At 47.6% G+C, this 23536-nt stretch carries 18 protein-coding genes; 9 read left to right on the top strand and 9 right to left on the bottom strand.

Going from position 1 to position 23536, the window contains the following annotated elements; genetic code table 11:
* Positions 1-22 precede the first annotated feature (22 nt).
* The 8 genes from B5D50_RS13875 (at position 23) to B5D50_RS13840 (ending at position 9436) form a co-directional block, all read left to right on the top strand.
* The gene (locus B5D50_RS13875) at positions 23-451 is read left to right on the top strand and encodes a nuclear transport factor 2 family protein (RefSeq protein ID WP_078923241.1); all 429 of its coding nucleotides are present in this window, start codon (positions 23-25) and stop codon (positions 449-451) included.
* Positions 448-1185 (top strand): SDR family NAD(P)-dependent oxidoreductase, encoded by a 738-nt coding sequence (locus B5D50_RS13870; protein WP_078923240.1) that lies wholly within the window; start codon positions 448-450, stop codon positions 1183-1185. Before B5D50_RS13875 ends, B5D50_RS13870 begins: the two co-directional genes overlap by 4 nt.
* A complete protein-coding gene (locus B5D50_RS13865) occupies positions 1182-2429 on the top strand; it encodes an NAD(P)/FAD-dependent oxidoreductase (RefSeq protein ID WP_078923239.1) in 1248 nt (415 codons plus the stop codon). Before B5D50_RS13870 ends, B5D50_RS13865 begins: the two co-directional genes overlap by 4 nt.
* Positions 2426-3169, top strand: a complete 744-nt coding sequence (locus tag B5D50_RS13860) for a DUF1365 domain-containing protein (protein WP_078923238.1) — start codon at positions 2426-2428, stop codon at positions 3167-3169. Before B5D50_RS13865 ends, B5D50_RS13860 begins: the two co-directional genes overlap by 4 nt.
* The gene (locus tag B5D50_RS13855; RefSeq protein WP_078923237.1) at positions 3166-4434 is read left to right on the top strand and encodes an SAM-dependent methyltransferase; all 1269 of its coding nucleotides are present in this window, start codon (positions 3166-3168) and stop codon (positions 4432-4434) included. Before B5D50_RS13860 ends, B5D50_RS13855 begins: the two co-directional genes overlap by 4 nt.
* A complete protein-coding gene (locus B5D50_RS13850) occupies positions 4400-4909 on the top strand; it encodes a DUF2878 domain-containing protein (RefSeq protein ID WP_078923236.1) in 510 nt (169 codons plus the stop codon). Before B5D50_RS13855 ends, B5D50_RS13850 begins: the two co-directional genes overlap by 35 nt.
* A gap of 132 nt (positions 4910-5041) precedes the next feature.
* Positions 5042-8929 carry an ATP-dependent RNA helicase HrpA gene (hrpA, locus tag B5D50_RS13845; RefSeq protein WP_078923235.1) on the top strand — a complete coding sequence of 1296 codons (3888 nt, stop codon included), beginning with the start codon at positions 5042-5044 and terminating at the stop codon, positions 8927-8929.
* 42 nt (positions 8930-8971) lie between these two features.
* On the top strand, positions 8972-9436 hold the full coding sequence (locus tag B5D50_RS13840) for an OsmC family protein (RefSeq protein ID WP_078923234.1): 465 nt from the start codon (positions 8972-8974) through the stop codon (positions 9434-9436).
* Positions 9437-9452: 16 nt separating this feature from the next.
* Here B5D50_RS13840 and B5D50_RS13835 read toward each other — a convergent pair whose 3' ends face one another.
* From B5D50_RS13835 to B5D50_RS13810, 5 genes are all read right to left on the bottom strand, one after another.
* Entirely contained in the window at positions 9453-12857 is a 3405-nt protein-coding gene (locus B5D50_RS13835; protein WP_200807097.1) for a type I restriction endonuclease subunit R, read from the bottom strand.
* Positions 12850-13638 carry a mediator complex subunit 15 domain-containing protein gene (locus tag B5D50_RS20510; protein WP_200807096.1) on the bottom strand — a complete coding sequence of 263 codons (789 nt, stop codon included), beginning with the start codon at positions 13636-13638 and terminating at the stop codon, positions 12850-12852. The genes B5D50_RS13835 and B5D50_RS20510 overlap by 8 nt, the downstream gene beginning before the upstream one ends.
* 289 nt (positions 13639-13927) lie before the next feature.
* On the bottom strand, positions 13928-14908 hold the full coding sequence (locus B5D50_RS13825) for a Fic family protein (protein WP_078923232.1): 981 nt from the start codon (positions 14906-14908) through the stop codon (positions 13928-13930).
* A 78-nt stretch (positions 14909-14986) separates the two neighbouring features.
* Complete coding sequence (locus B5D50_RS13820) at positions 14987-16093, bottom strand: restriction endonuclease subunit S (protein ID WP_078923231.1); 1107 nt, start codon at positions 16091-16093, stop codon at positions 14987-14989.
* Positions 16094-16453: 360 nt separating this feature from the next.
* Positions 16454-18019, bottom strand: coding sequence for a type I restriction-modification system subunit M (locus B5D50_RS13810; protein WP_078923229.1), 1566 nt, complete (start codon positions 18017-18019; stop codon positions 16454-16456).
* Positions 18020-18247: 228 nt separating this feature from the next.
* Between B5D50_RS13810 and B5D50_RS13805 the strand changes: the two genes are divergently transcribed.
* Complete coding sequence (locus B5D50_RS13805) at positions 18248-19111, top strand: NAD-dependent protein deacetylase (RefSeq protein WP_078923228.1); 864 nt, start codon at positions 18248-18250, stop codon at positions 19109-19111.
* A 31-nt stretch (positions 19112-19142) separates the two neighbouring features.
* Here B5D50_RS13805 and B5D50_RS13800 read toward each other — a convergent pair whose 3' ends face one another.
* The 4 genes from B5D50_RS13800 to B5D50_RS13785 all read right to left on the bottom strand — a co-directional run bounded on the left by B5D50_RS13800 (position 19143) and on the right by B5D50_RS13785 (position 23312).
* Positions 19143-19394 (bottom strand): DUF6489 family protein, encoded by a 252-nt coding sequence (locus B5D50_RS13800; protein WP_078923227.1) that lies wholly within the window; start codon positions 19392-19394, stop codon positions 19143-19145.
* Between the two features lie 38 nt (positions 19395-19432).
* The gene (locus B5D50_RS13795) at positions 19433-20365 is read right to left on the bottom strand and encodes a DUF6929 family protein (RefSeq protein ID WP_078923226.1); all 933 of its coding nucleotides are present in this window, start codon (positions 20363-20365) and stop codon (positions 19433-19435) included.
* Positions 20365-21987: an ABC-F family ATPase gene (locus tag B5D50_RS13790; protein ID WP_078923225.1), complete on the bottom strand. Its 1623-nt coding sequence runs from the start codon at positions 21985-21987 to the stop codon at positions 20365-20367. Before B5D50_RS13790 ends, B5D50_RS13795 begins: the two co-directional genes overlap by 1 nt.
* 89 nt (positions 21988-22076) lie before the next feature.
* Positions 22077-23312: a DUF1615 family protein gene (locus B5D50_RS13785; protein WP_078923224.1), complete on the bottom strand. Its 1236-nt coding sequence runs from the start codon at positions 23310-23312 to the stop codon at positions 22077-22079.
* Positions 23313-23536 lie beyond the last annotated feature (224 nt).

The raw sequence follows: 23536 nt of genomic DNA, 5'->3' as shown, positions 1-23536 counted from the left end.
GTCGCGTGTTTGGAGGATTGGCATGCTGCCCACTGTATTGCAACGATTTACTGAGGTTTATCAAAGCTTAGCCAAAGATAATTTATCAACCCTACAAACGGTGTATAGCCCCGATATTAGCTTCCAAGATCCTTTGCATCAGGTGCAAGGCTATGCTGAGTTTGAGGCCTATTTCGCAAGGCTTTACACGCATTTAACGTCTTGTCGTTTTGAAATTAAGAACTTGTTCTATCAAGATCAGCAAGCCTGTGTAATTTGGATCATGACCTTTGTGCACCCACGCCTAAACAGCGGTCAACCTGTGCGGGTCGAGGGAGCGAGCCACCTTCAATTTAATGACGATTATATTGAAAAACATCGTGACTACACCGATTTGGGGCAAATGTTGTATGAGCAGATTCCTGTGCTAGGAGCGGTGATCCGTACCCTGAAAAAGCGAGCTGTAGTATGAAAACCGTCCTCATCACAGGAGCAAGCTCCGGTATAGGGCAGCAACTAGCCTTAGATTATCTCAACGCTGGCTGGCAAGTGATTGCTTGTGGGCGCAATCTCGACAAGCTTGCTGCCTTAAAACAACAAGCGGCGGAACCCGATCATTGCCAAACCTTAAGCTTTGATGTGACTGAGCGAGCAACCGTGTTAGCTGTCGGCCAACAACTGACGCAAAGACTTGATTTAGTGATCTTGAATGCGGGAACGAGTTTGTATATTGAGGATGCTAAGCATTTTGACAGTGAAAGATTTACCCGCCTGATAACCATCAATTTGCTCGGCATGGGTTATTGCCTAGAAGCTTTCACGCGCCATATTCCACCCGGTGGGCAATTGGCTTTGGTGGGTTCAAGTGCTTATCTTTTTCCGTTTACACGTGCCGAAGCCTATGGAGCGAGTAAGGCAGCGATTGCTTACCTTGCACAAAGTCTTAGCTTAGATTTAAAGCCACATCAAATAACCGTGAGTTTAATTACTCCGGGCTTTGTGGCAACACCACTGACCGATCAAAACGATTTTCCGATGCCAATGCGTATTTCGGTTAGCCAAGCCGCTGCCGATATTCGGCGCGGTTTAGCTAAACGCAAAGCCTTAATCAGTACACCGGCCTCTTTTGTTTTCTTTTTACGCCTTTTAAATCGGTTACCGTATCGTGTGCAGTTGTGGCTGGCACAGAGTTTGGTGCGCTCATGAGGATTGCAATTGTAGGTTCAGGTATTTCAGGTTTGGTATGTGGCCATTTGCTAAGTCGTAAACATGCAGTGCAAGTCTTTGAAGCCAATCATTATATTGGCGGGCATACTGCAACGATTGATGTGAGTTTAAACGGTAAGATTTGGGCGGTTGATACGGGGTTTATTGTGTTTAATGACCGCACCTATCCGTATTTTCAACGCCTATTGGATGAGCTGGGTGTGCCTTATCAGCCGACTGAAATGAGCTTTAGCGTGACCAATGCACAAACTGGGTTGGTCTATAATGGCCATTCACTGCCTAGCCTGTTTGCCCAACGGAGTAATCTGTGGAGTCCGCGTTTTTATGGCTTACTTGCTGAGATTATGCGCTTTAATCGACGCTGTAAGTATTTGGCCTTACACGGCGTTCCTGTTGAATCGACCTTGGGGCAGTTTCTAAGGCAGCAAGGTTTTAGTGAGTTTTTTGCTCGGCATTATATTTTGCCAATGGGTGCTGCGATTTGGTCAGCAAGTTTGGGGGAGATCGCCGATTTTCCGCTGCAGTTTTTTATTCAGTTTTTTCATCATCATGGTTTGTTAAATATTCGAGATCGTCCGCAGTGGTACACCATCACCGGAGGGTCTAAGCAATATATTCCCTATTTCACGCGCCCGTTTGTTGCCAATATTCATCTAAATACGCCGGTCAAAGCCATTCGACGCACAGAGCAAGGAATACAGTTGAGCACCGAGCAGGCTACACAACATTTTGACGAAGTGATTTTAGCCTGCCACAGCGATCAAGCTCTCAAGCTCTTAGGCGATGCGAGTCGGCAAGAAATCAGTATTTTGGGGGCGATTCCCTACCGTGAGAATCAAGTGATCTTGCACCATGATGAGCGCTTATTACCGAGCTTGCCTAAAGCGCGGGCGAGTTGGAATTATCATTTGAATAATTCGGTAACTCGACCGGCTAGTGTGACCTACAGCATGAATATTTTGCAGTGCTTACCGGCTTCTGCTCCCCCATTTTGTGTGAGTTTAAACCCTAGTCAGACCATTGACCCGCGCAAAATCCTCGGTGAATACCGTTACAGCCATCCGGTGTTTAGTCAAACGATGGTCAAGGCACAAGCCCGTCGGGCTGAAATTTGTGGGCAAAGGCATACGCATTTTTGTGGGGCTTATTGGCACAACGGTTTTCATGAGGATGGTGTGCAAGCCGCTGTGGAGGTTTGCCAGCGTTTAGGAGTAGCCCTTTGAAAGCACTGAGTAGTTGTTTATACAGTGGAATCGTTGGGCATAGTCGTTATCAACCGATCCAGCATCAGTTTCGTTACGCTATTTTCTTATTTGCCCTAGATTTGGATGAATTGCCTAGCCTACCTGAGTTAGGTTGGTGGTTTAAAGTGAAGCGCCCCGCAATGATGAGCTTTCGCCCTAGCGATTATCTAGATCATGCTCCCGAACTGACTCGTGAGCTGGTCTGGCAGAAAGTGGCAAGTTTGGGTGGCGAACAGCTTGACGGGCAAGTGATTTTTGTTGGGCAAGTGCGTTGTCTGGGGTTTTATTTTAGCCCAGTAAATTTTTATTACTGCCATGCAGCGAATGGTGTTCTGCGTTATTTACTCGCCGAGGTCAGCAATACGCCTTGGAATGAGCGTCATTGCTATTTAGTCGATGCACACAGTCAAGCTCCCATTCCTAAAGCCTTTCATGTGTCGCCTTTTATGGATTTGAACATGAGTTATCACTGGCGCTTTAGCTCATTGCACGAGACTTTAAGCCTACAAATCACCAATCAAGCCGAACAGCGCTTATTTGATGCAGCGATCTATTTGCATAAAAAACCCTTAACGAAAGCGGAATTAAGAACCCAATGGCTACGTATTCCAGCGATGACGCTTAAAACTGTTGCCACCATTTATTGGCAGGCACTGAAGTTATATTGGAAAAAGCTGCCCTATGTGCCACACGCTACGCCGAAGGAGACTAAGGTATGACTACATTAAGCACCGTTAAACTCCCTAAAACTCGCTCATTTGGCTCAGTTGCCTTCGCGAAAGCCTTATTCTTGAGGTTATTGGCTAAGCTGGATCGGGGTTATTTAACAATTCAAGATTCAGATGCGTTTTATGCCTTTGGCGACCCGCAAGATACCTTACAAGCCCACTTGACTGTGCATGATCAGCGTGGTTATGCCCGTGTTTTGTGGGGTGGGGGGACGATTGCGGCGGGTGAATGTTATGTCGAAGGGCTGTGGGATACCCCCGATTTAACTAAAGTGATTCAGGTATTCGTGCGTAATCAGTCGTTATTGGATCAATTAGACCATGGCTTCTCTTGGTTAAGTCAAATAGGTTATCGGCTTGCTCATGCTTTACGCTCTAATTCTAAAGCAGGCTCGAAAAAAAATATCCGTGCCCATTACGATCTAAGCAATGAGTTTTATCAGTTGTTTTTAGATGAGACTATGCTGTATTCCAGTGCAGTCTTTCCAAGTCCTACGAGCTCTTTGTATCTAGCCCAATTGCACAAGCTGCAATTGATTTGTGAGGGTCTACAGCTAAAAGCGGGTGATCATCTATTAGAAATTGGTACCGGTTGGGGAGCTTTGGCGGTCTATGCTGCTGAGCATTATCAAGTTCAAGTGACGACCACGACTATTTCGGAAGCACAATATCGCTATGTGCAGCAACTGATTCGAGACCAAGGTTTAGAGCAACAAATCACGCTATTAAAACAAGACTATCGTGAATTGACTGGGCAATACGATAAATTGGTGTCGATTGAAATGATTGAAGCCGTCGGATATGAGCATTTGCCGCAATTTTTTAAACAATGCAATCAGCTACTCAAACCTGAGGGGCGCTTATTTTTGCAAGCGATTACGATGAGCGACCAACGCTATGCACGCTATCGCAAGCAAGCTGATTTTATTCAATCTTATATCTTCCCTGGTGGCTTTTTACCCTCGATGACGGTATTGAATGAGCATTTTACTCGCTATACGGATATGAAAATCAGTGGCTTAAGTGATTTTGGTTTGGATTATGCCCTGACCTTAGAACACTGGTCACTACGTTTACAAGCTAAGCAAGATCAATTGACAGGCTTAGGTTTAGATCATCAGTTTTATCGCCTATGGCAATTTTATTTGCACTATTGCATGGGCGGGTTTAAGGAGCGCTTGATTAGTGCGATACATTTAACTGCGGATAAGCCGGGCTATCATGATCAAACAACCTCTGTTGATTACACTGATTGATCTGACGATCTTTCAGGCGATTTGGTGGTTGGGAGTCTTAGTCGGGCAAGCAGCACTCTTAAGTTTGGTCTTGTTGTTGTGCTTGCATTTAGTCTTAATCAATCAGCATTTGCAGCGTGATTTGCTGGCGCTGTTGGTATTAGCTCCTTTAGGTTGGATGCTGGACTTAAGTTTGCAGGCTTGGGGATTTTGGAGTTTGCAAACTGCTTTGCCGTTTTGGTTATTAATGATTTGGGCGGGGTTTATCTTAAGCTTATTTTACAGTCTAGCTTGGTTAGCGAAGCTACCTATTTTTATACAAAGCTTAATAGGCGGCATTGGTGGGGCTTTGAGTTATCTTGCTGGTTTCAAATTAGGAGCTATTAGTTTTATTTACCCGGTGTTTAATACCAGTCTCGGCTTGTTTTTTATTTGGGCGCTGTTTTTACCGCTACTGATCCTAGGGTTAGATTTATTTGAAGGTTCAGACGACTAAGCAAGCTAAACTCAGTTATAGCTAGACTAACCGAGTGCTGGTTCTAGCGAACTAGACCAGGCTGTAACTGGTAACTACCTTAGTCGCTATACTTCAAGCTAAACTAGCCTCCCTTTAATGCTTCGATATCAAATGACTGTGGACACGCCGACTCCCCTTAATCACTCTCAATTACGCAAACAGCTCAACACGGTCATGGGCAGTGACCGTTTTCGCTTGCGGCGTGAACTCCAACAATTAGAGCGTAAGCCTGATGAAGCCCGTGCACAACGGTTGCTGGAAAAAATTGAAGCCAGCCATCAACGGCGCAGTTTGCGTATGCAAAATAAACCGCAGCCAGACTACCCTGACGATTTACCCGTAGCACAGCGCCGCGAGGAGATTATTAAAGCCATTCAAGAACATCAGGTGGTGGTGATTTGTGGGGAAACGGGGTCAGGGAAAACGACCCAGCTGCCAAAGATGTGTTTGGATGCAGGGCGCGGGATTGATGGCTTGATTGGGCATACTCAACCTCGGCGGATTGCTGCGCGCAGTGTTGCGGATCGGATCGCTGAGGAGTTAAAGACTCAGCTCGGGCAGCAAGTGGGCTATAAGGTACGCTTTACGGATAGAACTCATCAGGATAGTTATATTAAGTTGATGACGGACGGCATCTTGCTCGCGGAAATTCAGCAAGATCGCTATCTGAATGATTATGACACCTTGATTATTGATGAAGCCCACGAACGTAGCCTCAATATTGATTTTTTGTTGGGCTATTTAAAATGGCTGCTACCTAAACGCCGTGATTTAAAAATTATTATCACCTCCGCCACCATTGATCCGCAGCGCTTTGCGGAGCATTTCAATGGAGCACCGATCATCGAAGTATCGGGGCGTACTTATCCGGTAGAGCTGCGTTATCGTCCTCTAGTGGATCTGGAGGGCGAAGATGAGCGGGATTTAACTGAGGCGATTTTAGATGCCGTGGATGAGTTAGGCGCTATCGGTAGCGGGGATATTCTAGTGTTCTTACCCGGTGAGCGCGAGATTCGGGAAACAGCCGAAGCCTTGCGTAAGCATCATCCCCCTTCCACAGAAATTTTGCCCTTATATGCACGCCTGTCTGCTGAGGAACAGCATCGCGTGTTTGAGGCACATGGGCGACGACGGGTGGTGCTGGCAACGAATGTCGCGGAAACTTCGTTGACTGTCCCTGGGATTCGCTATGTGGTGGATGCTGGTTTGGCACGAATGTCCCGTTATTCATGGCGCGCTGGGGTGCAGCGCTTGCCGATTGAAAAAGTTTCGCAAGCCTCAGCCAATCAGCGCTCGGGTCGTTGCGGGCGGGTGGCTGCAGGGGTAGCGATTCGTTTATACAGCGAAGACGATTACAATAGTCGTCCGCTGTTTACTGAGCCGGAAATTCTGCGCACCAATCTCGCTTCGGTTATTCTGCAAATGGAAACCATGCAGCTCGGCGAGATTGAACAATTTCCTTTTGTAGAAGCGCCCGACCTGCGCTTGATTCGCGATGGCTATAAGCTGTTATTTGAAATTGGCGCAGTGGATGCGGATTTCAATTTAACACAGAGCGGGCATACCTTGGCCAAGCTGCCCGTTGATCCGCGCTTAGGTAAAATGCTGCTTACCGCTGAAAAAGAAGGCGCTTTAAAAGAAGTATTAGTGATTGCTGCGGCGTTAGCTATTCAAGACCCTCGCGAGCGCCCAATGGACAAGCAGCAAGCAGCGGATGAAAAGCATGCACGCTTTAAAGCGGAAAACTCCGACTTTTTAAGCTTATTAGCGCTTTGGGACTACTCCCATCAGCAGCGTAAAGCCTTATCAAAAAGCCAGTTCCGCAAACTGTGCCTGAAAGAATTCTTATCATGGACACGCTTACAAGAATGGCATGATATTCACCAACAGATTCGTAGCACCCTCCTAGAAGTGGGTATTAAAGAGAATGAAAAGCCCGCTGAATACAGTGGCATTCATCGCAGTCTGTTATCAGGTTTGCTCGGCAATATTGGCCTCAAAGATGAGGATTTGGAATATCAAGGGGCGAATGGGCGCAAGTTTTTTATCTTTCCCGGCTCGAATCTGCGCAAGAAAGCCCCGCAATGGCTGATGGCGGCTGAACTCGTTGAAACCAGCAAACTCTATGCACGTACCGTAGCGAAAATCGAATCGGAGTGGATTGAGGAGTTCGGCAGCCATTTACTCAAGCGTCATTATACCGAACCGCATTGGGAACAAAATTCGGCAAATGTTGCTGCTTTTGAGCGTACTTCCTTGTATGGCATTACCGTGACTCCTAAGCGGCGCGTGAGTTATGGGCGGATTGACCCAGTGATGAGCCGCGAGATCTTTATTCGTCATGCTTTGGTTTATGGGGAATATAAAACTCAGGCGGCTTTTTTCCGTCACAATGGCGAATTGATTGCACAAATTGAGGAGTTAGAAGCCAAAGGACGGCGGCGCGATATTTTAGCCGATGAGAAATTGCTGTATGACTTCTTCGACCCACTGATTCCAGCGAATATAGTGAATGGCGCGTCCTTTGAAAAATGGCGGAAGCAGGCTGAATCCAAAAATCCTAAGCTTTTATATTTGACTCGCGATTATTTAATGCAGCGCGATGCAGGTCACGAGCGTAGTGGTCAATTCCCCGACAGCATGGCAGTGCAGAGTATGATTTTACCCTTGCGCTATCATTTTGAGCCGAATGCGGAGGATGATGGCGTGACTGTGCGTTTGCCTTTATTAGCGCTCAATCAGTTATCCCCGATTCGTTTTGACTATCTCGTGCCGGGGATGTTGGAGGAAAAGCTCACGGCGATGATCCGTGCTTTGCCTAAACAAATCCGCAAGCAGTTTGTACCTGCCCCTGATTATGCACGGGCTTGCTTGGAGGCGATTGAGCCCAGTGAAACCCTTGCCTTAAAAGAGGCTTTAGGTCAGCAACTATTGCGTATGAGTGGTTCGCGGATTGAAACTGAGGCCTGGGAACAGATCGAGTTGCCTGAGCATTTGCTGATGCGCTTTGAAGTTGTAGATGATAGTGGTGTCGTGGTGAACGCAGGGCGTGATTTATATGCCTTGCGCAATAAGGTCGGCCAGCAAGCTAAAGCAGAGCTGATTCGCCAACCGACGCAGCATATTGAGCGCCAAGGTTTAACCGAGTGGAGTTTTGGTGATCTTCCCACGACACATTTGCTAGAGATGGGCGGAATGAAACTACACACTTGGCCTGCCTTATATCTGGCAAGTCCACAAGCGAGTACGGTGGATATTAAGCTATTTGATAATGAGGCTGAGGCGCAGCGACAACATCGTTTAGCCGTTTTGCGCTTATTTATGTTGGCATTGCCTGCTGATGCACGCGATGTGCCAAGGCATTTGTCGCAAATGCAGCAGCTCTGTTTGCATTATGCTGCCAGCGGTAAATGCGATGAGCTAAAAGAAAGCATCACCCGCTATGCCTTCCGCCAAGCGTTTGCCGAATTTTTGGATATGCGCACGCAAGCTAGTTTTAGTGCAGCGCTACAAGTGGGCCGGAAACAAATTTTAGTACAAGCCCAAGATCTAGCGCGGATGCTCGCACCTGCTTTAGCGGCTTATCACGATATTCGTAAGCTGTTGAAAGGTAAATTGAATCCGGCTTGGCTCGAAACGCTCAATGATGTGAATGACCAACTTTTCCATCTCATTTATCCGAATTTCTTAGACGAAATGCAGCCAGATGAATTGCGTCATTTGCCGCGCTATTTAAAAGGTATTCAGCGCCGCTTAGAAAAAATGCTCGAAGCGCCCACTAAAGACCGTGCTTTGCGCGTACAAATTCAGCCGTATTGGGATCGCTACAAAGAGCGCTTAAATAAAAATCGCAGTCAAATGGATGCGAAACAAGCAGCTGCCTTGCACGAATATCGCTGGATGGTGGAAGAGTTTCGGATTTCGCTGTTTGCGCAGGAATTGGGAACCGCCAAGCCTGTATCCGCTAAGCGCTTGGATAAGGTTTGGGAAGAAGTTTAAAGTCCTATAACAGGTACATTTTTTAAGTCAGGGATAAATTAAATGGCGCATCAATACACTGCCGAGATTATTTGGGAGCGTGGCAATCAGAACTTTCTCGATAATCGTTATAGCAGGAAATTCCTCTTGAAATTCGATGGGGGCATTGAAATCGTGGGTTCATCCTCGCCGTTAGTGGTTTCGCTGCCATTTTCAGAGCCACAAGCCCTTGATCCTGAAGAGGCTTTTGTTTCCGCCATTTCTAGTTGCCATATGCTGTGGTTCTTATCCATCGCTGCGAAGCATGGGTTTGTAGTAGATGCTTATCACGATCAAGCGGTCGGCATGATGAAACCGAATGAGCATAAGAAGTATTGGGTTGCAGAGGTGATGCTTCAGCCTAAAATTTTATTTTCTGGAGCGAAAATGCCTTCGGCAGCAGAGCTTGAGAATCTACATGATGAGGCGCATGAGGAGTGCTTTATTGCTAATTCGGTGAAGACGAAAATCACGGTTAAGCCACAATAAGACTATCTTGGATAACTCACTTGAGTTCAAGGTTAATCAATTCATTAGCAATCATTTCAGCCTGTTTCAACACGGTTTCTGTCGCTAACAACTGCATATCCGGCGGGTAGCCGTATTGCCGCAAAGTGCGTTTGATGATGACCTTTAACTTGGCCTTGACGCTTTCCTTGATTGTCCAGTCAATAGCGGCATTTTCCCGTACCCGTTGAGTTAGAACCACAGCCAGTTCACGTAGTTTGTCCTGCTGCATCAATTGACGCGCACTGTCATTATTGGCGACGGCGGTATAGAACGCATACTCAAAATCGCTCAACCCCATCTGTTTGGCTTCATCGTCGGAGGCAACGATTTCCTTGCTGATTTTGATTAGTTCGTCGATGACTTCGGCGGCGGTGAGGATTTTGTTCTGATAGCGTTTGATGGCGGTTTCCAGCATTTCCATCAGGCTTTTGCTTTGCACCAGGTTTTTCTTGGCACGGATTTTTAGCTCATCGTTGAGCAGCTTTTTCAGCACCTCCAACGCCACATTTTTGTGTTCATGATCTTTAAGTTCAGCGAGGAACTCATCGGAAAGGATGGAGATGTCCGGCTTCTTGATCCCCGCTGCATCAAAAATATCAACCACCTGTTCCGATACCAGTGCCTTGTCGATTACTTGGCGGATGGTAGTGTCGATTTCATCGCTGCTACGGCCTTCGCCGGGGCTATCAAACTTGGCAAGACGCGCTTTGATAGCTTGGAAGAAAGCAACTTCATCCTTGGCATCCAGTGCCTGTTCATGGGGAATGGCAATAGCGAAGGCTTGCGACAGCGCGGTAACTTGGTTGATGTAGCGTTTTTTGCCGTCTTCCAAACCGAGAATGTGTTCTTCCGCCGCCAAGATTAAGGCGAGTTTTCCGGCGGTATCGGTGTCGAAATAGTTTTCGTAGGCAAAGCCGTGGTACATGGCGGCGATAATTTCGATTTTTTCCAGCATCAAGGCGACGGCTTGTTCCTGTAGCACAGTGGGGTCGCCCTTGCCGCCTGCATCGGAATAGAAAGACAGGGCTGCTTTGAGGTCAGCCGCAATCCCCAGATAGTCCACCACCAAACCGCCGGGTTTATCTTTGTAAACGCGATTGACCCGAGCGATGGCCTGCATCAGGTTGTGGCCTTTCATGGGCTTGTCGATGTAAAGCGTGTGCATACTGGGGGCATCAAAGCCGGTCAACCACATATCCCGCACGATCACCAGCTTGAGCGGGTCGGTATCGTCCTTCATGCGTTCTGCTAGTTGCTTGCGTTGCTCCTTGGTGGTGTGGTGCTTGGCAAGTACCGGGCCGTCACTGCTGGAGGCAGTCATCACCACTTTGATCATGCCCTTGTCCAAGGCGTCATCGTGCCATGCAGGGCGCAGCTTGATGATTTCGGCGTACAGGTCGGCAGCAATGCGCCGCGACATACTGACCACCATGCCTTTGCCCTCAAAGACCTCCTGACGGGCTTCAAAGTGCGTCACGATGTCTTGGGCAATGTTACGGATACGGGCAGGGCTACCGATCAGGGCTTCCATTTGCGTCCATTTCGCCTTGGCGCGTTGGGTGGTGGTGAGGTCTTCTTCTGACAGATCCTCATCCAGTTCCCTGACCAGCCTCTTGCCTTCTTCGCTCAGGGCAACTTTAGCAAGGCGGCTTTCGTAGAAAATCCGCACGGTTGCGCCGTCTTCTACCGCTTGGGCAATGTCGTAGATGTCCACGTAATTGCCGAATACTGCCGGAGTGTTTACGTCAGTCTTTTCAATGGGAGTGCCCGTAAAGCCAAGGTAAGTAGCATTGGGTAAGGCATCGCGCAGGTATTTGGCGAAGCCATACACCACCCGCTTGCCAATGACTTCACCCTCAGCATCTTTCTCGTCGACGGTCTTGGCACTAAAGCCGTATTGGGTGCGGTGGGCTTCGTCAGCGATGACCACGATATTGCGGCGGTTGCTGAGTTGTTCGTAGACGTTGCCTGTTTCGGGCTGGAATTTTTGGATCGTGGAAAACACTACCCCGCCAGAGGCAACCTTTAGCAAATCCTTGAGCTGTTCGCGGTTATCGGCTTGTACGGGGTCTTGGCGCAGGAGCTGTTTGGAGGCCGCGAAAGTATCAAAAAGCTGGTCGTCCAAGTCATTGCGGTCGGTAATGATCAACACCGTGGGGTTATCCAGTTTCAGGACGATTTTGCCGGTGTAGAACACCATGGATAACGACTTGCCAGAGCCTTGGGTGTGCCAAACCACGCCCGCTTTTTTGTCGCCTTTGGGCTGGTTGACGACACCGGGTAAACCGTAGCTGGCGGGGCTTTCCTTGATTTGGCTAGGGTCGGCGATGGCGGCGGCACGTAGGGTAGATTCAACGGCAGCATTGACGGCGTAATACTGGTGATAGGCCGCCAGTTTTTTGACGGTATGGATGCTGATAACACCTGTTGTGGGGTCTTCTTTTTTGCTTTTCTCAAACACAATGAAATGGCGCAGCAAGTCCAGCAGGGCGGGCTTGTTCAACATGCCGAGAATCAGGGTTTCCAGTTCGGGCCGTCGTTGTAGGGGCAAAAGATTATTTCCCCCTACGTTGTCATCACCACCGTTGTATTGTTGTAGGGGCAAAAGATTATTTCCCCCTACGTTGTCATCACCACCGTTGTATTGTTGTAAGGGCAAAAGATTTTTTGCCCCTACGTTGTCATCACCACCGTTGTATTGTTGTAAGGGCAAAAGATTTTTTGCCCCTACGCCATCGCCATCATCGGCACTTTTCCAGGTCATGAAGCGGGTGAAGCCTGCGGAGAGTGAGCCAGCTTTCGCTTCCAGACCGTCAGAGATCACTAATAAAGCGTTGGTATTGAACAGGCTGGGGATGGTGTGCTTGTAGGTTTCGAGTTGTTGGTAAGCGGCTTTTAGGGTGGCGTTTTCATCGGTGGCATTCTTTAGCTCGATGACTACCAGTGGTAGGCCGTTGACGAATAGCACAAGGTCAGGACGTTTGTTCTGGTGGTTTTCAATGACGGTGAACTGGTTTGCTACCACAAATTCGTTATTGTCCGGGTGGGTAAAGTCGATTAACCAGACCCGTTCCCCGCGCTCGTCGCCGGCTTGTTGGGTACTAACGGGTACGCCTTCGGTGAGCAGGCGGTGGATGGTTTCGTTATTGCTCAGCAATTCGGGGGAATTGATGCGCTGCACTTCTTTGAGCGCGGTTTGTCGTGCGTTAGCGGGCAGTTTGGGGTTAATGCGCTTGACCGCCTGTTCTAATCTACCGGACAGGAATACGTCGGCGTAATTACTGCGTTCTGGCGTGGCACTGTCGGGGGCAATATCCGGTGCGTGGATGTAGGTGTAGCCCTGCCGCTCCAATAACTTGATGGCGAAATCTTCGATGGCGGATTCGGTGAGTTTAGACATGATAAGTATCATCTTCCCAGCGCTGGGGATTTGTTTGGATATAATCGGCAATTTTTAAATAAGCCGTTTCGTTGCGGATGATATGTTCATAGTAATTGCGTTGCCAAACAGAATGTATCTCGGTATGGGCACGAAACCATTTGGTAACACCAATTTTAAAACCCCGCACCACTGAACCCAAAGTTCGCGCCGTCCCCGGTTTTACCTGTAGGGGCAAATGATTATTTGCCCCTACGTTGCCATCGCCACCGTTGTATTGTGGGGGCAAATGATTATTTGCCCTTACGTTGCCATCACCACCGTTGTATTGTGGGGGTAAATGATTATTTGCCCTTACGTTGCCATCACCATCGTTGTATTGTGGGGGCAAATGATTATTTGCCCCTACGTTGCCATCGCCACCGTTGTATTGTGGGGGCAAATGATTATTTGCCCTTACGTTGCCATCGCCACCGTTGTATTGTGGGGGCAAATGATTATTTGCCCCTACGTTGTTATCACCACCGTTGTATTGTGGGGGCAAATGATTATTTGCCCCTACGTTGCCATCGCCACCGTTGTATTGTGGGGGCAAATGATTATTTGCCCTTACGTTGCCATCGCCACCGTTGTATTGTGGGGGCAAATGATTATTTGCCCCTACGTTGTTATCACCCATGACAATAATGCCGTGTACGTGGTTTGGCATCACTACAAATTCATCCAAAATGACCGATGGGAAATGTTTCGGGATAGCCTCCCAACATTGTTGCACTAGGATGCCTGCCTCATTTGGAAACATCTTTCCCTCTATGACGTTGCCAAACAATGGCAGTCGGTCGTGAGTGCAAATGGTGACAAAATATAGCCCTGCTTTTGTGTAATCATGTCCCCGCAAACGGATAGATTGGCGGTGATGGACCGTCGGATTGAATACCATAATTTAACCCATTGTCGAAATAAACATCCTATGGGATATTGGGACATGACATGTAGGGGCAAAAAATTTTTGCCCCTACGATCAATGATACCATTACCCCTTCATCAACTAGGTCAAGGTTTTGTAGGGGCAAATAATCATTTGCCCCTACTCATAACAGTTCCCAATGCCCGGTTTTGTCTGATCCTACCCGCCGGAGCTGTTGTTTGTCCTGCAATTGTTTGATGGCGCGGTCAATGGTGCGCAGATCTTTACCGATCCTTGCTGCCATTTCCTTGCGGGTCATGGTCGGGTTTTGCGCTAACAATGCGCGTACTGCTTCGGCTGTTTTCAAGCCATCCAGATTTACAGTGGCGTTTACACTGGCATTTACATCGGCGTTTTTGTCAAGCGTTTGTAAAATCGCCTCCAGCATAAAGTCGATAAACGCATTGGCACTGGCGGCGTGGTCTGCCTGGGCCAATGCCTGATAATAGGCTTGCTGGTGTTCGCGGATGATGCTTTCCAACGGCAGGAATTGGAAGATAGGCCGCCAGCGGGAAAGCAACAAGGTTTGCCACAAACGCCCCATGCGCCCATTGCCGTCCATGAACGGGTGGATGAACTCAAACTCATAGTGAAAGACGCTGCTGCTGATCAAGGGGTGGTCGTCGGAATGTTTTAACCAGTGCAGCAGATCAGCCATCAAGCCTGCCACGCGGTTGGCGGGTGGGGCAACGTGAATGACTTTTTCGCCCTGATGGATACCGACGGCTTGTGTCCTGAAGTGTCCGGCTTGCTTGAGGATGTCGCCCATTAACCAGTGGTGGGCGGTGCATAAATCATCGGTGGTGTAGGGGTCTAACTGCGCCAGTTGTTCGTAGGCTTTGATCGCGCCTTGCACTTCGGCGAGTTCGCGGGGGGAGCCGAGTACCCGTTTTCCTTCAAGAATTGCCGACACTTGCGCTTCGCTGAGCGTATTGCCTTCAATTTGCAGCGTGCCGGTGATGGTTTTGATCTGGTTGGTTTTGCGTAGCTGGGGGGATTGCCAAGCGCCTTGCACGGATAACACGCCGACTTTTTCACTGATCAGGCTGACCTGATTGAGCATCGAACTGGTGATCGTGAAAGGTGGCGTGTAAGGTTGGCTCATGCCGCTTCCTCCAGCGTCCGAATCTGTTCGGTGTTGGTTGTAGGGGCAAAAAATCTTTTGCCCCTACGGTTGTTGTCATCACGCATAATCGACCCGCACCTCACCGCTCATTAGCTTCGGCAACAGCGTATCCCGCATTTTTTCCAATGTACGTATTTGAAGCTGATTAGCTTTTATTTTTTTGAAAATCGGCGAAGCAATTTCATCAAACTTATTCAGCTTTCCTTTTGGAGGAATAGTTAACTCCAATGACTTAAAATTGGATTTTGATATTTCCTCAAAAGTGGAACCATTCCCAGAGCCTTTAATGTTTTCCATGTTATTTTTACACCAAAGGTATATGAAATAATTTGAAACCAATTTGTCACAAATTATTGCAATATAGCCCTGATTAATAGCAACTTTAATATTTGTTATGGCTAAATACCCAATTGGAGCACGCGAAGAAAGCAATACAGTTCCAACTGGAAGTAATCCAGAGCTAATTTTCGCCAATCCTTTTTTTGTTATTTTTCTGTCCGTATCAAATAGAAAAACAGAATTGTGATTTGATAAATCCCTTGGTGAAGTCCAATGAATATCACCATCCCAGTATGCCGGTTCTTTTGTACTCGGTGTTGTTCCACCTTTTACAGAAATTACGTCATCAAGCGTTCCTGCATCCCAATCTTCCCCCGCTTCTTCCACAAACCACTGCCTGAACAGCGTTTCTGCCATTGCTTCGAGGGTTTTGTTTTGGCGGTGGAGCAGGTCGATTTTGTCGTCAAGGCTGCTGAGAACGGCGGCGATGGCGCGTTGTTCGGGGAGGGGGGGGATCATTACCTCTTCTTGATGCACATCATTTCTATTTACGCCGGGTACTGCACTCTTGTCGCTGTATTTCGCCCAATCCAATTGTTGCAAGAAGTAGTAAATAAATAATTCATCATTTCCTTTAAAGTCTTGGACATACAAAGTTGTATTCAAAGGCCAATATGGTGTTCTTGAAAAAAAGACTTTCCCAATCGTGCCATATCGTCCTGTTATTACACCTAAGCCATCACACATATTCTCATTGTGGTAGCCCGAAATGCCAGATGATGAGTAAATAGGGATATTTCCATCTGTGCGACTTTTCGTAGGCAAATCATATCCACGTTTTAAGTTTATTTGTTCACCAAGAGCCGTTGTTTGCCACTCACGCATTGTTGCCCCCTTGTTTGCTTTTCAATAGGTGCAAAACGGGTTTCTGTGAGGCTTTGTCAATCGTTCTTAATCGTCCGCAATCGTTCGTAACTGTCTTCAATCGTTCGCAATCGTTCGCAATCGTTCGTAATTGTCCGCAATCGTTCGTAATCGTCCGATTATCCGGCACTATCCGGCGGTATCCGGCACTATCCGGCACTATCCGGCGGTATCCGCTACTTTTCCGCTGCTTTTCGGCAGTATCCGCTACTTTTCCGCTACTTCCCGCTACTGGGCGGTAGAATTCGGCATCTGTATTAAATAGTTGCAACACTGTCACAACTATTGCGTTGTTCGGTATATGAATGGACTGACCCAATATCATGGCAGTTTAACCTTTGCCAGATTTTCGGCAATCGCTTGGTTGAGAGCCGCTTCTTCGAGCAGTTGCGCTTCAAACTTAGCTTGGAGGGCAGCAAAGCGTTCGGCAAAGTTGAAATCGTCCTCTTCATCAGGCAAACCGACATAACGCCCCGGTGTCAGCACGTAGTCGAGTTCGGCGACGCGCTCCAGCGGTACAGAGGCGCAGAAGCCTTTTACGTCTTCATAGCTGCCTTCACCCGTGCGCCAAGCCTGGTAGGTGCTGGCAATCTGCTGGATGTCATCGGCGGGAAGTTCGCGGGTACGGCGGTTGATGAGATGACCAAGGTTACGCGCATCAATGAACAGAATTTCGTTTGGGCGGGGATGTAGGGGCGAATGGTTATTCGCCCCTACGCGATTGCGGTTCATGAACCACAGACCCGCCGGAATCTGGGTGTTGAGAAACAGTTTGGCGGGTAGGTTGACGATGCAATCAATCAAGTTGCCATCAGCAATCAAAGCTTTGCGGATGTCTCCTTCACCACTGTTTTTGCTGGTGAGTGCGCCCTTTGCCAGCACCACCCCGGCTTTGCCAATGGGGGAAAGGTGGTAAATGAAGTGCTGTAACCATGCAAAGTTGGCGTTGCCTGCGGGAGGTGCGCCGTATGTCCAACGTCCATCCTTGCGTAGCAGTTCACCGCTCCAGTCACTGACGTTGAACGGTGGGTTAGCAATAATGTAATCGGCTTTCAGGTCTTTGTGGGCATCGTTGAGGAAAGAGCCTTCGTTGTTCCATTTGACTTGGGAGCTGTCAATGCCACGGATAGCAAGGTTCATCTTTGCCAGTCGCCAAGTGGTTTGGTTGCTTTCTTGCCCGTAAATCGAAATATCGTTACTGCGGCCTTGATGCTCTCCCACGAACTTTTCCGATTGGACAAACATCCCACCCGAACCACAGCAAGGGTCAAATACACGGCCTTTGTACGGCTCTAACATCGCCACCAACAGTTCTACGATACTGCGCGGCGTGTAGAACTGCCCACCCTGCTTGCCTTCTGCCAGTGCGAATTCACCGAGGAAATACTCGAACACATGCCCCAATACGTCGGCACTGCGGGCTTTGGCATCACCAAGCGCGATATTGCCAACCAGATCAATGAGTTCACCAAGGCTGGTAGGGTCGAGGTTTTGCCGCGCAAATACCTTGGGCAGAACACCTTTGAGAGATGGATTTTCCTTTTCAATGGCATCCATTGCGGCATCGACAAACACGCCAATAATCGGCTGTTTGGCCTTGGCAAGCAGAAACGACCAACGGGCATCTTGCGGTACAAAGAACACGTTCTCGGCTTGGTATTCGTCGCGGTCTTCGGGGTCAGCTCCAGCATAATCGGCTTCGCCTGCTTGCAGTTTGTTATACAGCTCCTCAAACGCATCAGAAATATATTTCAGGAAAATCAGCCCCAATACCACGTGCTTGTATTCGGCAGCGTCGATGTTTTTACGGAGTTTGTCGGCGGCTTTCCAGAGCTGCTTTTCTAGCGGTTCTTCTTTGTTATCTGCTGTTGTTTGGATACGAGCCATGAAAATTTTTCCTTACACGTAAAAGAAGCTGGATTATTAACAGAGTATATAGAACTCCCTAGGCTCAGCGTTATGCTTAAGACGCATCTCACTAGCCATGCAGGCTTGGAGTGTGTACCCATTTCGTGCAAGGTATTCGTGCTCCTTCTGCCTTAACTCTTTTCCAGTTAAAAGATTTTTTATCCGGTTAAGTGACTTACATCACGGGCTTGGTATTTAATACCACCCATGCAAACTAACCTTCACATCCAAGCCGACACCCTTTACCGCTTTATTCAAATCCATCCTCGTTTGCTGGTATTAACCGGTGCTGGGGTTAGCCTTGCTTCGGGTATCCCAACTTATCGTGATGAAAATGGCGTTTGGCAACGCGGTACCCCTTTACAACATGAGGACTTCATCAAAAAAGAGGCCGTGCGTAAGCGTTATTGGGCACGCTCTTTTGTTGGCTGGCCGAGTATTGCTCAAGCGCAACCGAATGCTGCCCATCAAGCTTTAGCCAAGCTGGAGCAGTTTGGCGTTGTTGAGCAATTAGTCACGCAGAATGTCGATAATCTCCATCAAGTAGCGGGTCATCAGCAGGTGGTGGATTTGCATGGCAATTTGCAGCGCGTCGTTTGTTTGCAATGTGGGAATAAAACCACCCGAGCTGAGCAACAAAAACGCCTAACTGAACTCAATCCGCAATTAGCTAGCCTACAAGCTGAAATTCGGCCCGATGGGGATGCAGCTTTGGCGGATGATTATTTTGAGTATTTGCAGCTGCCAACCTGTTTAGTCTGTGAGGGGGTACTGATGCCCGATGTAGTGTTTTTTGGGGGGAGTGTACCTGTTGAGCGGGTGGAGGCTTGTTTAACCGCTTTAGAAAAAGCCGATGCTTTGTTGGTGATTGGGAGTTCACTTAAAGTTTATTCAGGCTATCGGTTTTGTGTACGCGCTAAAGCTTGGGAAAAACCCATTATTTTGCTCAACCCCGGTAATACTCGAGCAGACGAACTGGCACACTTACATATTCGTGCTGATGGGGGTGAGGTCTTGACCGAGCTGGTTGAATGTTTTTGCTCGCAGCCTCATGGCAACTGCGAGGATTAGATGATTGAGAGGAGTCAGCTGTAAGCGCGGCTTATTCAGTAGAACTGGAAGAGCTGGTTTTAGTCCCAAAGATATTTAAAGCATCCATCCAGCGTTTGGTAAAGTCAGTATTGCCCATAATCGAGGATTGGAAAAAGCTCATCGGATCATAGCCTTCAGCGCCTACGGTCATTTTTTCCAGCATTTTATCCATGACTTGTTTATTAAATTCTTGCACATCCGGCAAACCAACTAAACGCCGCATTTCTTCAGGTGTTATATCAACGTTGATTTTTATGTTCATTGAAGGCTCTCCTCAACAAAAAAGCTTAGTTTTAATTGTCAGAAAGGATAGCCGCTTAATTGCGTTTGCAATAATACGGCTGCTTGACTTGGATCATCGGCATCAGTGACTAACAGTAAGTGCAGACTGTTTCCCTCGACTTGTGCAGAGATGCCTTCAATTTTGTAACGATTATCTAATTGGGTCAAATAAACTAATTCATCTTGTGCATTAATCACCCCTAAAGCAGCCGCCACTAATTCACCATCCGTATAACTATGATCGGTGGCTTCAGCAGCAGCGGAAAATAGCCAATTACCCTCCGGCAAGGCCACTGCATCAGTAAAGCCTAGAGGAGTGCCTTGGACTTCACCTAGGGCATAGGGTTGAATCGAAATCAACAAATCAGCAGTCAGTGCCTGCTTTTGCAGTATCGCGTTTAGGCTGTGCGCTAAATCCAAGCGAATACAGGCATTTTGGCTGGTTTCAGCCTTATTGCCGCGCTGGAGCAAATTCAAATAGCGATTGATAAAAGCACCTTCAATATTCAAATCAGCAAAATGCTCGGCGAGTTCAGCATATAAAGGCTGTAAATCAATGATTAAAGGTTCGGTATTAAGCGCCCCATCCGCTGCTAAACCTAAGATCACGCCTCGATAACGCCGTTTTTTTGAACCAGAACCGAGAACGAATAAAGCCCCTTGTGGATAAGGGCCAAAAGCAGGCAACACGGTGAGTACTTCAAAATCGGGTTTGTGCGCTTTCCGTGCTTTAGGCTCAGCAGGTAAATCACCCTCTAATAACCGCAATAAACGTCCTGAGTGAGGCTGTGAGCGTGAGAAAATCCCTAAATGATGTTCATCATCCGCGACCACATATAAATAATCGCCCACATTGACTAAGCCACTGGCCGCCGTTAAAAACGGTGGGCGGCCTGCTTCAGTCGGTTCAGCTAAATCGAGGGAACGTAAAACCTCAAGTGCTAAAGACATTACTCTAAGCCTTGGCTACTTAAGTATTCATCATAAGTTCCGCGATAATCGACAATGTTGCCATCCCCCTTCACATCGAAAATACGGGTGGCGAGCGAGCCAACAAAGACCCGATCATGCGAAACAAACAGCAGAGTACCTTCGTATTTATCCAAAGCACCGTTGAGGGATTCAATCGACTCCATGTCTAAGTGATTGGTGGGTTCGTCCATCAGCATCACATTCGTGCGTGAAAGCATCATTCGCCCGAAAATCATCCGCCCTTTTTCCCCCCCCGATAAGACTTTCACAGGTTTTTTTACCGTATCGCCGCCGAATAATAAGCGTCCTAAAGTGCCGCGAATTTGAGTTTCAGCATCTTCGCCTTCATAACCTTCTTTACGCACATATTCGGCAATCCAATCGGTGAGTGGGCGATCAGTTTTGAATTCATCCTCATGATCTTGCTCATAACTGGAAATACGTACTTTCTCCGCCCATTTGATCGTGCCTTTTTGCGGTTCGAGTTGGCCTAACAGCAGCTTCATTAGTGTCGTTTTACCTACGCCGTTTTCACCGATGATGGCAATTTTTTCACCCGCTTCCACGGTAAAACTGAAGTTTTTAATCAATGGCTTATCCATACCTGCATACGCAAAGCTCAGATTTTCCACTTCCACGGCGAAACGATGTAAACGTTCTTTTTCATCGTATTCAAAACGAATCCACGGATATTGGCGGCTAGAGGGTTTCACATCTTCAGGGCGGAGTTTTTCAATCAGCTTGCGACGGCTGGTGGCTTGCTTGGCTTTAGATTTATTCGCGGAGAAGCGGCGCACGAAATCTTGTAGCTCAGTAATCCGCTCTTTGGCTTTGGCATTCGCATTGGCTTGGCGCTCGCGTGCTTGAGTCGAAGCCTCCATGAAGTCATCGTAGTTGCCTGCATAGACTTGAATTTTGCCATAATCTAAGTCAGCGGTATGGGTGCAAACTTGATTAAGGAAATGACGATCATGCGAGATAATAATCATGGTCGATTCACGATTATTCAGGGTTTCTTCCAACCAACGAATGGTATTGATGTCGAGGTTGTTGGTGGGTTCGTCTAATAAAAGGATATCGGGATTAGCAAAGAGTGCTTGGCACAGCAGTACCCGCAATTTCCAACCCGGCGCCACTTCACGCATCGGGCCATTATGCTGCTCAACTGGAATACCAACCGCTAACAATAATTCGCCTGCTCGTGATTCCGCCGTGTAACCGTCGATCTCTGCGAATTGACCTTCCAATTCGGCAGCGCGCATGTAGTCATCTTCGGTGGCATCTGGATTGGCGTAAATGGCATCTTTTTCTGACATGATTTTCCACATGTCTTCATGACCCATCATGACCACATCCAAGACCCGTTTATCTTCAAAACCAAACTGGTCTTGGCGCAGATAAGCCATCCGCTCAGTTTGGTCTTTCGAGACATTGCCATGTGTAGGCTCTTGCAGGCCACACAGGATTTTCATAAAAGTCGATTTACCCGCTCCGTTTGCACCAATTAGGCCGTAGCGGTTACCGTCGCCGAACTTGACGGAGACGTTATCAAATAAGGGTTTTGCACCAAACTGCATGGTGACATTCGCGGCAACTAGCACAGAGTATCCTCGTAAACAAAACTGGGTGTGTTAATGGGGTACTACTTTAGCAGTTTTGTGCTCTGCACGCAGCGAAACTAAGTGCTAAATTAAGGAGGATTCACACAGCTCTGATAGCGCATGTTCACCGTATTGGCAAACTTCGCAGTGGTCAGAATCCGCGAGGATTTCTCACTATGTAATTCAATCCCCGGCAGTTGCGCATAAAGCGGTGCTTGACCCGTTGTTTGCTGATAAACTTTCAAAATTGCTTGATAAATAGGGGTGCTATTAAAAGCCAACTGCTTTTCTTTCAGTAGATCACGGCGAATCTGATAGTCTTTAAAGCCCAAATTATATTGCTTTACCACCATGCGTAGGGCTTGTTCAGTGCCACTCACGGTCATTTCAACATCGCCATCTTGCTGATAAATCAATAAATCACCATCACTAGCAAGGGCTTTACCCGCTAGTTTAGCCAGCATGGTTTGAAAGGCAGCATTACGGCTGCTATAGCGCCCAGCATTAAAATCAGCGAAGCGATAGATTTTTTTGTTATAACCCGTTTCATAACCGAGTAGGAGTAGTGTGCCGTAATACAAACCACCTTTGCGGGTATACAGTTTGTCACGGACTTGATACATCTCCTCTAAACTCAGCGCTTTGCCTTTGCGCTGTTCACGCTCAAATTGCACCGCGAAACTCACCGCGACTTGCATCGAGCCAATCGTATTAATTTCATTGTTACTTTCAATAAAATTATTGGCGAAACGATTATCCACCAGCCAATTGAGTTTATATTGCTGCGCATAATCTTTCAGGCCACCCATCAAATCCCGATAGGCTAAATCCAAATCACGTTCGGTTTTCGCTTTGCGGATGCGCTGCATAAAGCTGTCATTGGCATTGGGGAATTTATTTAGAAAGATTACTGCACCATCGCCCAGTAGTGAGAATTTTTTTAATTTACTAATCACTGCTTGCTCAGATATTTTCCCTAAATTCGGTACGGCAGGATTAGCCACAAAACCGGATTCTTGATCAGCAATCGCAATTACGGCACAAATATTCTCGCGGCTTTGCTCGAGGCCATGTTCTTTTAAGACGGTTAGCAAGTCGCTTGCCCAAGCCCGTGGTTCGCGTACCTTCGGTTCAGCAATTTTGATCAGCTGTGTGGTTTGCTCAAGGCTCAAAACAGGGATCGCAAGCTTGGTTTCGGTGGCCGCTTTAGTTTCGCTGAGTTGTGCTTTAATGGCGGGATAAAACCAAATGCCTAGGCCAATGGTGGCTAGGCCACCTACCCAAAGCAGCAGAGTTTGGAGTTTTGCTAAGAGCCAGTCGAGCATTGCTTAGAATCTAAATATTTGCTTATTAACGCACTCTAGCAAGGGGGGGGAAATAGGACAAATTCTTAGGATTTGTTTTAAGACAGATTCAAAGCCTTTGTTTGATTGATGAGCAAAACGAAGTTATACAGAATTCCTTACCATTTCGGGGCAAACGAACTACGTTCATCTGCTCGTGGTAGTAGACAGCCTTCAGATGCATTGGGGAATGTTGGTTTTCGTAT

Origin of the sequence: Thiothrix eikelboomii, from assembly GCF_900167255.1 — a bacterium.
GTDB classification, from domain to species: Bacteria; Pseudomonadota; Gammaproteobacteria; order Thiotrichales; family Thiotrichaceae; genus Thiolinea; species Thiolinea eikelboomii.
The sequence above is the reverse complement of the archived record's forward strand: the minus strand, read 5'-3'. Positions and strand labels throughout refer to the sequence as shown.

Excerpts from the sequence above, each read along its gene's own strand:
- B5D50_RS13800 (WP_078923227.1), bottom strand. The coding sequence starts at position 19,394 with ATGAACATAAAAATCAACGTTGATATAACACCTGAAGAAATGCGGCGT.
- B5D50_RS13855 (WP_078923237.1), top strand. The coding sequence starts at position 3,166 with ATGACTACATTAAGCACCGTTAAACTCCCTAAAACTCGCTCATTTGGC.
- B5D50_RS13850 (WP_078923236.1), top strand. The coding sequence starts at position 4,400 with ATGATCAAACAACCTCTGTTGATTACACTGATTGATCTGACGATCTTT.
- B5D50_RS13795 (WP_078923226.1), bottom strand. The coding sequence starts at position 20,365 with ATGTCTTTAGCACTTGAGGTTTTACGTTCCCTCGATTTAGCTGAACCG.
- B5D50_RS13810 (WP_078923229.1), bottom strand. The coding sequence starts at position 18,019 with ATGGCTCGTATCCAAACAACAGCAGATAACAAAGAAGAACCGCTAGAA.
- B5D50_RS13865 (WP_078923239.1), top strand. The coding sequence starts at position 1,182 with ATGAGGATTGCAATTGTAGGTTCAGGTATTTCAGGTTTGGTATGTGGC.
- B5D50_RS13785 (WP_078923224.1), bottom strand. The coding sequence starts at position 23,312 with ATGCTCGACTGGCTCTTAGCAAAACTCCAAACTCTGCTGCTTTGGGTA.
- hrpA (WP_078923235.1), top strand. The coding sequence starts at position 5,042 with ATGACTGTGGACACGCCGACTCCCCTTAATCACTCTCAATTACGCAAA.
- B5D50_RS13875 (WP_078923241.1), top strand. The coding sequence starts at position 23 with ATGCTGCCCACTGTATTGCAACGATTTACTGAGGTTTATCAAAGCTTA.
- B5D50_RS13840 (WP_078923234.1), top strand. The coding sequence starts at position 8,972 with ATGGCGCATCAATACACTGCCGAGATTATTTGGGAGCGTGGCAATCAG.
- B5D50_RS13835 (WP_200807097.1), bottom strand. The coding sequence starts at position 12,857 with ATGTCTAAACTCACCGAATCCGCCATCGAAGATTTCGCCATCAAGTTA.
- B5D50_RS13825 (WP_078923232.1), bottom strand. The coding sequence starts at position 14,908 with ATGAGCCAACCTTACACGCCACCTTTCACGATCACCAGTTCGATGCTC.
- B5D50_RS13870 (WP_078923240.1), top strand. The coding sequence starts at position 448 with ATGAAAACCGTCCTCATCACAGGAGCAAGCTCCGGTATAGGGCAGCAA.
- B5D50_RS13805 (WP_078923228.1), top strand. The coding sequence starts at position 18,248 with ATGCAAACTAACCTTCACATCCAAGCCGACACCCTTTACCGCTTTATT.
- B5D50_RS13820 (WP_078923231.1), bottom strand. The coding sequence starts at position 16,093 with ATGCGTGAGTGGCAAACAACGGCTCTTGGTGAACAAATAAACTTAAAA.
- B5D50_RS20510 (WP_200807096.1), bottom strand. The coding sequence starts at position 13,638 with ATGTTTCCAAATGAGGCAGGCATCCTAGTGCAACAATGTTGGGAGGCT.